We start from the raw sequence: 12,365 nt of genomic DNA, 5'->3' as shown, positions 1-12,365 counted from the left end.
GTTTCATACCGGTGAGATATTCAAAATAAGCAGTTGTTCTATTGCTCGTTTCATCATATTTTACTCCCTGCCTATCCAAAGTCCCTGTATGAAATATCTGCTTATTGCTTTACTGGTTACGTTAATACAATGCACTCCCTCCCAACCCACGGAGGAAGAAACCGATACAGCCAACCCCTCTGTCAGTACCATTCCTGTAGTAGCCACCCAAACTGCCCAACGCAAGGCGTTTCGGTGGCTGTTGCTGTCAAATGGGCGGGTGATTAATCAGAGTGCATCAAGGATCGGTTTTAAAACCAACGGGGTTATCGCTCAAATCAATGTACAAAACGGCTCGTCTGTGCGGGCAGGGCAACTCTTGGCCCAACTCGAAAACCGTGAGCAACTGCTGGCCCTGCGCCAAGCCGAGCTTCAACTCGCAGAGGCTCGTGTCGAGATCAACGATCTGCTCATCTCACAGGGAGGTCGCAAGGGAGATACCACTTCCGTTAAGGCCGATGTATGGGCCTATATCAAACTCCGCAGCGGTTTCGAGCGGGGGCTGTTGGCGTTGCAAAAAGCCCGCAATGATGTGGATAATACTTACTTACGGGCACCTTTTGGCGGTGTGGTGGCCAATCTCAACGCTAAACCCTTCAGTGCTGCTTCGGGGGAGTTTTGTACGCTGCTGAGTCAGGCCGCGCCTTTGGTGGAGTTTGCGGTACTCGAAACCGAGCTCATGGCCGTGCAGTTGGGCCAAACGGTGGCGGTGCAACCCGTGGCATTTGGCGAGCGCCGCTACAAGGGGCAGGTGGTAGAGATCAACCCCTACGTGAGCGAGCAGGGATTGGTGCAGCTAAAGGCCCGCATCAACGGGGCCGATAAGTACCTCTTTGAGGGCATGAACGTGCGGGTACAGGTAGAGAAAGGCATTCCCAACCAAATCGTGGTACCCAAAGCGGCGGTGGTGGAGCGGAGCGGTCGCAAGGTAGTATTTACCTACGCCGCCGAAACCGACACGAGCGGCCTCGCCAAATGGAACTACGTGACCATCGCCCACGAAAACGATACCGAAATTGCCCTCAGCGAAGGCATCAAAGCAGGCGATGCGGTGATAGTAGAAGGAAACCTGAATTTGGGGCACGATGCGCGGGTGAGGTTAAAGAAAAAAGAAAATCCTGATTGAATCGCTCATGCTTAAAGATAAAAAAATACTGCTGATTAATGTAGAGGGCGCTACGCGCTTGAGGGATTATTTCAGGGCATTGCAGGCCGAGGCCACAATGTATGAATCATGTACGGTTGGGGAGGTATTGCCCATCAGTGTGAGGGAACAGGCGGATTTTGTCATCATCGAAGTGACCCATGAAAACAGCATGGAGATTGCGCGCTTATTTGCCAAAAATGCGCCGCTGACCCGAATCATTGTATTGACGGCCTTATCGCAGGCAGCGGCGGTTGTGGTGGCCAATGTACAAATGCACGCACTGTTGTTGTCGGGATGCGTCTTTGATGAATACCTGACCTGTTTGTGGCAAATAAGTGAGGGGTATTTTTATTTTAGCGAAGGCTTGCAGCGACAAATGGCACGTAAGCAGGTTAAAACGACCGGCAACTTGGTCTTCTTTGACGTTCTCAGCAGCAGAGAACGGGAAGTGTTATCGCTGCTGTGTGAAGGTTTTACCAATGCACAAATTGGATTGAGTTTGTTTATCAGTGCTGAAACGGTCAAAAACCACAAGATAAACATCATGGAAAAACTACATTTAAAGACCAATAACGACCTGCTGCTTTGGGTAGGCGAAATAAGAAAAGAATGGCGAGAGCACTTTGGCATAAAATAGCAAAATAGACTATACCGAAATGTACTTTCAGGGGATTGATGCTGAAGGAGACGGCAGCTATTTTTGTATTGTTCACTAAACATTTATGCACTATGAAAAAAATAACCAACATCAAAGTATTGGCCGTACTCACCGTCACCGCAATGGTAGTGGGTTTAACATTCGTAAGTAATTCAGTAAAGGCAGGTGATCATGTAGGGTACAAAAAAGTATTTCTGTGCAATCATTGCAAGTCAGACCCCTCTTACGTTTGCCGCCTAACGGATTGGCCTACTATAAAGATGTAGAATGCCTTCTGATTTGGGTTAGATTTTGTTAAAAGTTTAACCCAAATTAGCGTGTTTTATCGGAATCCACTTATAAAAGCCATCTTATGAAAAAACATAAAGCAGTATCAATCGTTTTAATCCTCGCAGTAATGTTTGCCATAGGGCAGTTTCCCTTTCATAATGAAGCTAAAGCGGGTGATTTTGTAGGAAAAAAAGTCTTTTTGAAGCAAGACTGCAAAACAAATCCTGATTTTATCTGTCACCTAAGAGGGGATAATGTTCCTTCTTATAAACAGTAATTGAATATGCGATTACAGGGCAGAGTTTTTAAAATACGATGGACTTATTACCTTCTGTGGCTGTTGTTTTCCATAAGCTGTTCAGTAGTTATATCCTGCTCGGGTTCGGATGCTCCGATGGTAAAAACGGTTAAATTGGAGTGTAAAGAGTCGGTTTCTGGAGATTTCATGAATCTTTGCGACACTGTTTTTTTTGAGCGGTTGTTATTCCCTGATACTGTGACTTTTGGGCTTGTGACCTCATTAAAGCGAATGGGTAGGTTTACCTGTTTAGCTTCGGTCAATACAAATTCATTGATCTGCTACGAAGGAAATTCCTTCCGGTATCATTTACACCGTATTGGTGGCGGGATGGGGGAGTACCTCACACTGCATGCTTTTGCCATTGATACGCTTAAAAATGAATTGATGATCTATGATCGAACACAATTTAAAGTTTGTTACTATGATTTAAAAAGTGGGAATTTTAAATGCGAACAGAAGTATAGGCGCTGGGTATCAAATATTGAGTTTTTGGATGCTGCCCATCAGGTAATTACAATGGACTATGATGAGAAAAGCTACCTGCAGGTCGTTGATCGGGAATTCAACCATTTACAGGCTTCATTGGCAACGGAGTATCCGCTCATTACGGACGCTGTTTTTCCCGCCAGTTTCAGCTACATTGATTCTTCCCTTTATTATGCCGAACCCTTCAATGAAGTCATTTATAGAATTACGAATAAGGCAATTGTTCCGTATTTGAAAATAGATTTTGGAACGTCGGTTTTCCCAAAAACAAACTGGAAATCTACTGATACCGAGCAGGTAGAGCAACGCCTTCAAAAGGGGGAGTATGCGTTTATGGTTAATCTTGTCAGTGAGCGCAACAATGTTATTAATTTTTTTCATTACTATACACCCACTTCGCACCACTTGGTTAGGTACAATCAAAAAACAGGGCATACCGAACAATTTAAGAATGTCTCGGAAGAGATAAAGGAGAACTCCATCCCCTTCCCAATGGCCTGCTATCAAAATATGTATCTAAAACCGGTCTATCCGGATGAACTGAATCGAAGTAATCCAACCCTCTGGTGGAATCGCTCGGACATCTTACGTAACATACCAGTCGGTACAGAGGCTAACACTATTTTATTGTTAAACTATCGTCTTGCTCAATGAAAAGGTGGTCACTTTTGCTTTTAATGGGTGCTTTTTTGGCTGGGAATGCCCAAACGCCGGTGGTAAGAGGTAAAGTAGTCAATGCTAAAGGGGAGGGTATTCCTTACGCCACCCTTTTGAGCATGACGGATGCAAAAGTGGGGGCCATTGCCAATGAAGAAGGGGCCTTCACCCTAACCGTGGGCACCCTTGTCGTCGGTCAGAAAATGATAGTGTCGGCCTTGGGGTACGCCGACACTACCTTCACGTTGAAGAAAGATGAACCTGCCCAACCTTTGATAATCCGGCTCCGGGAGCGCCCTCTGGCATTGCCGGAAATAACGGTGCGGAAGTCCTCCGGCAAAGTGTTTCTTTTGGGCAACCCCCAAGGGGAGATGTTGAAACATTCGCCGACCGACTACTATTTTGTGAAGGCCAGCCAATCGGGGGCGGGGGTAGGAACGGTTTTTTCGACCCAAAAACGCAAAGGAACGATTGAAGCGATTTCGGTTTTTATCAGTGAGTCCCGGCCGGGCAACTACGTACTGACTGTATTTTCACTTGATGAAATAGGTACTGATTACAAATTATATCCTAAGCATCAGCTGGTCCCTTTGATCTCCCGCCCGATTTCCTTCACTGCTTCCAAGACAGGCTGGATAGATATAGAAAATCTTGCGATAATGGTTCCCGCCAATTATTTGGCGGTATTGGTCACTAAAGTAAATGAGGCATCTGAGGCGGGCAGTGCTTTACCTCAAACTTCGTATGAGTATCGTATTGGACGTCAGTTTCCTAAGGGGGGGGCGGCCCGTCATATCTATGTTTTTGGAGACCGCTATGCTGTTTTAGCAAAAAATGATGATATTTCCGCTATCTATGTTACGTGCCGCGAGTAGTTCGGCAAAACGATAAAAACCAATGAATTGAATGCCGGCATTACTAAAGCACTCTTGGCGAAATGGGATTAAAATGATTAATCGGAAAGGAGAAAACAACGAATGACGCGCTTTCTCCTGCATCGGCCCGTGGCCGTACTCATTACGGCATTGGCGCTGTCGGTGCTGGGCGTGGTAGTCTTTCGGCTGCTGCCGGTGTCGTTGCTGCCCGATATTCCCGTGCCCGAGATCACGGTGCAGGTGAGCTATCCCAACGCCGCCGCCCGCGAATTGCAGCAGGCCGTAGTGCTTCCCCTCAAAAACCAACTCCTCCAAGTCAATCATTTAGAGGATGTTGAAGCCACCACGCAAGATGGCTTTTCGGTGCTAAAACTACGTTTTGATTTTGGCACCGATGTGCGGCTCGCGTACTTGGAAACCAACGAAAAAATCGACGGTATCCTTTCACAGTTTCCGCGCGACATGGAGCGCCCCAAAGTCATCAAAGCAGGTGCGGGTGATATTGCCGTGTTTCAGTTGAATGTAGCCCCCCGGCTCCCAAAGGGGGAGCTAAGTACCCACGGGGGGCTTGGCGGTGAGGTTGAACTTTCCGATTTCTGCCAAAACGTCCTCAAACGGCGCATCGAGCAGTTGCCCGAAGTGGCGCTGGTGGATGCTACGGGATTGGCCTTGCCCGAAGTGGTGGTTAGTGCCGACCGCAACAAAATGCAGAGTTTGGGAATTACGGAAGCGCAGATCGCGGAATTACTGCGCCAAAACAACATCAACCTTGGCAATGTGGCGGTCAAAGACGGACAATATCAGTACAACATTCGGTTTTCGTCAGTGCTGCGTACTCCGCAAGACATTGAGAATATTACGTTTCGGGTGGGTGGTTCAGAAAAGGCTGTGGGGACACAGCCCTTAGACGATAGTTCTGTGCCCCCGCAGAACTCGGCAAATGGTTCACTGGCCTTGGCAGCGGGGCGATTGATACGCCTGGGCGAACTGGTGAATGTGTCCATTCAGGAACAGCAGCAGCGCGGCCTGTATACCTTCAATGGGCAACGGGCGGTGGGGCTGGCCATTATTAAACAATCTGACGCTCAACTGCTGCAAATGCGGATAAAGTTGGATGAACTGCTGACTCAATTTCGGAATGACTACCCCGATCTGGCCTTTACCCTTTCGCAAGACCAAACCGAACTGCTGGACGTCTCCATCAATAACCTCGTCAGCAACATCCTTACGGGGGCCTTGCTGACGTTCGTCATGATTTTTTTCTTTCTACCCAATCCGCGCGTACCCGTTTTGATTGGAATTGTCATTCCTGTTTCGTTGAGTGTTACTTTTTTGGGGTTTTATCTGTTGGGACTGAGCATCAATATTGTATCGTTGGCGGGATTGGTGCTGGGCATTGGCGAAATTATCGATAGCGCCATTATCCTGATTGAAAACATTGAAGAAAAAAGAGAACAGGGTTTCTTGCTCGACGAAGCTTGTATAGACGGGACGGAAGAAGTGATTCGCCCGTTGTTTACGTCCGTACTGACCAATTCGGCTGTTTTTCTGCCGTTGGTGTTTTTAAGCGGTTTGGCGGGGGCGTTGTTTTTTGACCAAGCGGTGTCGGTGTCGCTCGCCTTGGCGGTATCGTTGCTGACTTCCTATACGCTGATTCCCGTTCTGTATCGGTTGGTTTTTCTGAAATCAAAAAAGGAAGGCAAACAAATGGCGAACGAAACATGGCTAATGCGTCGCATTGAAAAGGTGTACAACCGCACTTTTGATGTAGCTTTTCGCTTCCGAAAAGTGGCTTGGGTGCTTGTGGTTGGGTTGCTGGGCAGTGCCGTTTGGGTAGGGCAGGGACTTGAAAAACGCGGTATGCCTGCCATCAGTCGCAGTGAATTGGAGGTAAAGATTGATTGGAATGAGCCGCTGAGTGTCAGCCAAAACGAACAACGCATTGCAAAATTAATCAATGTAGGGGCGGGGCCGCGCGGCGAACCGTTTGCCTCCGCCCCCGTGTACGTGAGCGCGTACGTGGGACAGCAGCAGTTTTTGCTCAATCAGCAGTTGCAGCAATCGTTCAGTCAGGCAACGCTCAGTATCAAAGTGGCGGATCATCAAAGCTATCAACGGTTGTCATCTCTGCTTTCTGCAAAGATTCGTCAGACCTATCCCAATGCTGTGGTGGAAGTGCGTCCAGCGAGGAATGTGTTTGAACAGCTTTTTGGCAGTCTCCAGCCTCCGCTGCAAATTCGTCTCTTCAGTACACAAAACCAAGACGTTCCTACTCCCCAGCAGGCCACCGACGCCCTTCGACGTTTGGAAGGGAAAGGATTTAAAACGAATCCCGTGGGGTACCAAAAGCGTTTGGCGGTGAGCCTGCGCGAAGAGCAACTGCTTTTGTATGGAGTCACTGCTGAACAGGCCTTCCAAAGTCTCAAAACGTTGTTTAATGAAAATCAGATTGGGCAGCTACAATCAGAGCAAAAGTTTGTACCCATTGTGTTGGCCACGCAACACCCAACGGGCCTTCAAAGTGTTTTGCAAACGGCGTTTGTTCCCAACCGTCAAAACCAATTAATTCCGTTGCGGGAATTGGTAGAAATGCGTTTTGTAGACGATTATCGCCTTTTTCATACGGGCAAAGACGGAGCCTATTTACCCGTAAATTTAGACGTGGTAAATCGTCAAATTCCCTCTTTGTTACCTAAAATTGAAGAAATACTTAGGCCCGAGACAGCCTTAAATTACCGACTTACGGGTGACTATTTCCGAAATATTGGGTATTTAGAAGAATTGGCGTGGGTGGTGCTGATTGCCGTGGCGTTGTTGTTTTGTATTCTGACGGCGCAATTTGAGTCATTGCTCCAACCCCTGATCGTGATGCTGACGGCTCTGTTGGGCATTGCGGGGGCGCTGCTTACCTTGACGCTATTTGGCGAAAGTCTCAATGCCTTGGCGGTGATTGGTTTGGTGGTTTTGATTGGGTTGATTGATAACGATTCCATTTTGAAAATAGACACCATGAACCGCGAACGCGAACACTTAGGGCTTGTCGAGGCAATTCGACTGTCGGGCAAGCGCCGTCTAAAATCGCAATTGATGACCTACCTGACCACCATCTTAGGATTGCTGCCCGTTCTGTTTTCGGGGGGATTGGGGGCCGAACTTCAACGACCCTTAGCCCTGACCGTGATCGGCGGAATGACCGTGGGCGTAGCGGCATCTTGGACGCTGATTCCGTTGTTGTATTATTGGATGGCAAAAGGGAAAATCAATTCTTAAGTTCCTCTAAATTACGGTAGGTCGTTAAGCGCCCAGAGTTGGTTTTGGGGGTAGGCGTCGGGGGTGGGGTAGATTCAGGACGGGATGTTTTGGGGCCAAAGAATCTGAAATTGTTGAAACTGCGCGTAAACAGATAACTCGCTCCGTACGAAATGGCATTGGGGCCGCTGGAGATGATTTGATTCTGAATATTGCGGTTATACATTCGGAGGCGTTGGCTTCCGTCGTCGGTGAGCCAATATTCGAGGGTCCAGTCCAATAGTAAACTCGTGGCATCGTATTGGTTTTGGCCGTAAGAGAGCCGCCCGTCGCGGGTGATGCGGAATCGGTCGTTCAAGAATCGGTACGAAAACCGCAATTGAAGGTTGTTGATAGCGTTGGGGTTGGCTTCATTGAAGTTAAGGTTCAATCCCGAAACGCCCAGTTCTAAGTTTTCATTGATGGATGAGCCCCATTTGCTCAATTGGCTCGTGACCATTTCGCTGAGGCTGTTGGTCAGCCCCGAGGCTGATTGCAACAAAATGTTGTTTTGGTCGGAAATCAACTGCCCGAAGAGCAGCATACTACTCACCTGCTGCGACAGGTACTGCTCATCGCGCTTGAGGCGCTCTTCTACGGCCGTGATTTCAAACGAGCGAGTCGAAGGATATTCTTTGAATTTGATTCCGTAAGAAATTTGCGGAGTGAGCATTTTTTCATTCAGCGCAATAGTTACTTCAACTGGGTAACGTCTGGAGGCTAAGTCGCTGGATGTGGTATTACTTGATTGAAACAATGGTGCCAACAGTGCATTGGTTATATAGCTTGCTTTTACGTCAAGGGTGGCACCGTAGGGGTCGCCAGTCCAGGAAATGCGACTTCCTTTCTGAATTTGAAACTTCTTATTGATAACGTTTTGGAGGGTAAAGAGGTAGTCACCGTTTTGAATTTCGTAGGCACCGTTCATGTTAAAATCGCCGCGCGTATCTATTTTAAGGTTAATCAACCCGCGTCCGTAAGCTTTGATGGCATCGCCCGTTTGGCGGTCAAATTGGATTTCGCAATAGGCATCGGGGGTCATGTTTAACCGAAAATCCATTTTGATAATGCTTTCTTCGGCAGGTACAATCTTGTCTTTATTTGCGGTCTGTTTGTTGGCGGTATCGGGCAGCGAAGAGACAAATTGTACAAAATCCTCAGACGCGACTTCGGCAGCACCGTCGAGTGGAATGTAGATTTTTGTGCCGCGGTTGCTGGTCAAATCCGCGCTGATTTTGAAGTTGTTGATAGGACCAAATATCTCCATTTTCCCCGTGGCATAGGCGCTGCCATAAAACAGTTCATTGTCTCGAATGTTGGTATTCAGGATTTTGAAATTACGCATATCGGCATCAAAACCAAGCGAAAACTTGTTGAAACTATCATGATAGACACCGCCTCGCAAGGTAGCGGTATTGCCTTCTGGGTCGGTCAGGCGTAAATTTCGAACCCGAATATCGCTTTCGCCGAAGTACACTTTGTCTTCAAATGAAAACACTGCTTTGAGGTAATCAAACGTAAGGCGCCCCTGCTTTACGTCCACTGTTCCATCCAGTACTGGCGCAGTGACAGGCCCTGTGATGGAAACGGTCCCCACGGCGCGTCCGCTCAAATCCGAGACCAAACCGCGCGCAAAAGGTTCAAGCAGTTGCAGGTTGGTTTCGCTGAAATTGGCCTTTAAATCTAATTCGTTGTTGGCTTGATTGGGAGTGTAAGTGCCGGTAATAGAAAGTTCGCGCTTGGCTTTTGAGTCCAGATGAACATCCACGTGGAGGTGCTTGTCGATGGGGTCCCATTCGCCGTCGCCCGTGAGGTTGCCCATCAAAAAGTTATTGTAAGTCAACTTCTGCACGTCGGCCTTGGTGTCAAAAATCAGGGTCCGGTACAAATCCCGCATCGTAACGGTCCCGTTGGCAGTACCTGCCAGATTGACGTTGATAAGGGGCGTTAGGTTAGTGAGTTCAAAATTACGCGTTTCAAACGAAAGAGTTTTGGTTGAGTCGGTCGAGATTTCACCGTTTAGCGCTATGAGTTGGTCCTTTCCGTTTGGTTTTAGATTAACGTTGCTTAACGTAACGTTTGCCCCCATAATGGTGATGAGGTTGTTGGGGTCTACGTTCCAGTCTTCTTCCAACAAACGGAGTTTCGATTTTCTGAATTGTAAATAAAGATAATCGCCCACAAACCGAAGTTCGCCGTTTAGCGTAGCGCGATTAGACATATTTTGCTGGCGCAGGCTACTTCTGAAATTGATGTGGTCGGTTTCCCACGCGGCTTCAAGGGCTAGTTTTTCGGTGGGGGCAATGCCCACCAATTGTTGTTTCTCCGAATTTATAATGGCTGATGCCAACACCTCTGGGCTGTTGGTGAATTTAGACGTGTTGAGGTCAAGTTCTGAATTGTAAAAGGAGTTATTGCCGATTTTGAGGGTATCAAACTGTCCCGTCATAGAAAAAATGGACGTATTGTCAACGGTAAACACTCCCTCGGCCGTGGAGCCGTTGGATACGTAGCCGTCGGGATACAGAAAGGCCAGCAATTGATCCATTTTTTTTGCTCGAATGCGGTAGTCAATGCTGTACCGTTGCCAAAAAGGCTGCTTGCGCTTTTTATCCTCGTAGTATTGAAGCCGCGCGCCTTCGTCGCCAAAGAAATACATTTGGTATTCATCAAACAATTGAGCCAAATCGGTGACGGCTTTGGTAGGCTGGAAAACGCCCTGCGCCTGAAAATTGAAAAACTCTGATGAGATAAACAGACGACGGAGGCCATCGGTCAGGCGAGAATCAACCAGCAGCGTATCTACCACAATGTTACGCTTTTTGAAAGTGGCGTAGCTATTCAGAAATTTAGCTCGCCCCACGATTTCATCCATGGTGTTTCCTTCCAAATCCACGTTTAGCTCGGTGTGAATCATGAGCGAGTCGCTCATGAATTTGAGCGCCCGGAGGTCAGCCCGCTGAATAAACCCCTCGGCGTGGTAGACGTATTTGGGCTTTGAGAAATCAAAAGCTCCGTCTACATCCGCGATGAGATTAGAGTCTTTGACGATGACCGAACCCTTAAAAAACTTATTTTGAAGCGTTCCGTTGAGAAACACGTTGCGGTAGTCATAATTATTGTAGCGGAATCGCGGCAGACGTCCATCGAGGTTGAGAGAGGCCGTTTTGAGCGAGAAGCCTTTGCCGCTGATTTTGCCATTGAGGTCTAGTTCAGAAAAATCGTCGTCGTCGAGCAGCTTGCCTAGGTCAAAATTATGTGTGTTGATGTCTGCCGTGTAGGTCGGGATTTTGGCGGCTAGGTTCATTTCCAGTTCCTTCACCATTACTTGTCCCAACGCCGTTTTAAAATCACCGTTAAGCTTAAACTTGTCGATGGTGCCGTTGTATTTTCCCGAAAAATCAACTACTCCAAATTTCTGTACTAAGTCATTGAATGATTTTTCGGGGTAGTATTGGCGTAAATCGGCGGCGTCTACGCGGGTATTTTTGAGGTCAAACGCCATCACGGATGTTTCAAATTCCGTCACGCCCTTGAATCCAATGTCGCCGCGCAACACGCTGTTTTTTCCAAATCGTAAGTTTGTTTCTGACAAACGGAAATTGTTGACCGTACCCACAAAATTACCGTTGGCGTGCCAGGTTTCGTCGAGGGTAAAAAGATAATCGGCAAACCAACCCAAATCTTCGGAGCGTACGCGGGTACTGTCTAAGTGTGCCCGCATCAGGATTTTTTCGTTAAAATCACCGAAGGCGGCGGGCGAATCGTAGTTGAAAGAAATATAGTTGCCAATCACCGAATTTCCGATGCGTGCGTACAATTGGGCCAATTCCAACTTAGTACGACAATACAATACTTTGCTGTCCAGCTCTTTGATGGTGAGGTTGGTGCGTTTGTCGAAGGTGCGTAAATTCTGCACTTTCAGGGCGATGGTGTCCCCCAAAACCAGGAAATTCTTGGCTTCTCCGTTGATACTTTTGAGGGTAAAGTGGTTATAGTCAAAGGTTTTTCCCTGCATTCGTTTTTCGCGCGGGTCGTCCCAGCGAAAGGAGCCGTCGATGAGGTGAACCTGTTTGATGACAAACGGTACGTTTTGATCTTTTACGCCAGGAGCATTGGGGTTGGCCGTCAGTTCTTCAATGCGGGCAATGAACGCGTCAAGGTTTAATTCTCCCGTTTTAGGATTCTTAACGAGCCATACCGAAGGTTTGTAAAGTGTGGCTTCGTCGAGGGTGGTGCCAAAAGTCTTCTTACCTTTGCTGAAAATAAGAGACCAAAAATCGTGATTAATATCAATGCGGGCTACATCAATCATCGGGCGACCGTTACGGTCCAAAATGGTGACGTCTTCCAACGAAACGGCATCAAACCACTGGACGTTTACGCGGCCTACGGAGGTAGGGTGCTGGAGTTCTTTGGAAAGCCATTTGGCTACGCGGTTGACCACCTCGGTTTGTATCGCTGGAAACTGGATGCCCAATATCACCACTTCTGTCAGCAGCATAACCGCGACAAGCAGGATAAAAATGGCATTGCCTATGTACCAGAGGAAACGTTTCATGGCCGCGCTGCGGATAGTCAGTTAAAAGCTTTTTATGAATAACCCATTCACACTTAACCCTTAACGGATAACAATTAACAAAT

Annotated in this window: 9 protein-coding genes; 7 read left to right on the top strand and 2 right to left on the bottom strand. The window is 47.6% G+C overall.

Annotation, left to right across the window (positions count from 1 at the left end; all coding sequences use genetic code 11):
- Positions 1 to 88 precede the first annotated feature (88 nt).
- The 4 genes from DR864_RS09320 to DR864_RS09305 all read left to right on the top strand — a co-directional run bounded on the left by DR864_RS09320 (position 89) and on the right by DR864_RS09305 (position 2,391).
- Positions 89 to 1,165: an efflux RND transporter periplasmic adaptor subunit gene (locus tag DR864_RS09320; protein WP_114066703.1), complete on the top strand. Its 1,077-nt coding sequence runs from the start codon at positions 89 to 91 to the stop codon at positions 1,163 to 1,165.
- A gap of 7 nt (positions 1,166 to 1,172) precedes the next feature.
- On the top strand, positions 1,173 to 1,823 hold the full coding sequence (locus DR864_RS09315) for a helix-turn-helix domain-containing protein (protein WP_114066702.1): 651 nt from the start codon (positions 1,173 to 1,175) through the stop codon (positions 1,821 to 1,823).
- Between the two features lie 92 nt (positions 1,824 to 1,915).
- Complete coding sequence (locus DR864_RS09310; RefSeq protein WP_114066701.1) at positions 1,916 to 2,110, top strand: hypothetical protein; 195 nt, start codon at positions 1,916 to 1,918, stop codon at positions 2,108 to 2,110.
- 86 nt (positions 2,111 to 2,196) lie between these two features.
- On the top strand, positions 2,197 to 2,391 hold the full coding sequence (locus tag DR864_RS09305) for a hypothetical protein (protein WP_114066700.1): 195 nt from the start codon (positions 2,197 to 2,199) through the stop codon (positions 2,389 to 2,391).
- A gap of 47 nt (positions 2,392 to 2,438) precedes the next feature.
- Here DR864_RS09305 and DR864_RS30355 read toward each other — a convergent pair whose 3' ends face one another.
- The gene (locus DR864_RS30355) at positions 2,439 to 2,561 is read right to left on the bottom strand and encodes a hypothetical protein (RefSeq protein WP_262510943.1); all 123 of its coding nucleotides are present in this window, start codon (positions 2,559 to 2,561) and stop codon (positions 2,439 to 2,441) included.
- Here DR864_RS30355 and DR864_RS09300 point away from each other — a divergent pair.
- The 3 genes from DR864_RS09300 (at position 2,509) to DR864_RS09290 (ending at position 7,703) form a co-directional block, all read left to right on the top strand.
- Positions 2,509 to 3,555: a 6-bladed beta-propeller gene (locus tag DR864_RS09300; RefSeq protein WP_510186839.1), complete on the top strand. Its 1,047-nt coding sequence runs from the start codon at positions 2,509 to 2,511 to the stop codon at positions 3,553 to 3,555. The genes DR864_RS30355 and DR864_RS09300 overlap by 53 nt on opposite strands.
- A complete protein-coding gene (locus tag DR864_RS09295; protein WP_114066698.1) occupies positions 3,552 to 4,433 on the top strand; it encodes a carboxypeptidase-like regulatory domain-containing protein in 882 nt (293 codons plus the stop codon). The genes DR864_RS09300 and DR864_RS09295 overlap by 4 nt, the downstream gene beginning before the upstream one ends.
- Positions 4,434 to 4,535: 102 nt before the next feature.
- A complete protein-coding gene (locus tag DR864_RS09290) occupies positions 4,536 to 7,703 on the top strand; it encodes an efflux RND transporter permease subunit (RefSeq protein WP_114066697.1) in 3,168 nt (1,055 codons plus the stop codon).
- Here the strand turns inward: DR864_RS09290 and DR864_RS09285 are convergent.
- On the bottom strand, positions 7,693 to 12,282 hold the full coding sequence (locus tag DR864_RS09285; protein ID WP_114066696.1) for a translocation/assembly module TamB domain-containing protein: 4,590 nt from the start codon (positions 12,280 to 12,282) through the stop codon (positions 7,693 to 7,695). The two genes, DR864_RS09290 and DR864_RS09285, sit on opposite strands and share 11 nt — an antisense overlap.
- Between the last annotated feature and the right edge of the window lie 83 nt (positions 12,283 to 12,365).

The sequence above is a fragment of the Runella rosea genome, assembly GCF_003325355.1.
Lineage (GTDB): Bacteria > Bacteroidota > Bacteroidia > Cytophagales > Spirosomataceae > Runella > Runella rosea.
The sequence above is the reverse complement of the archived record's forward strand: the minus strand, read 5'-3'. Positions and strand labels throughout refer to the sequence as shown.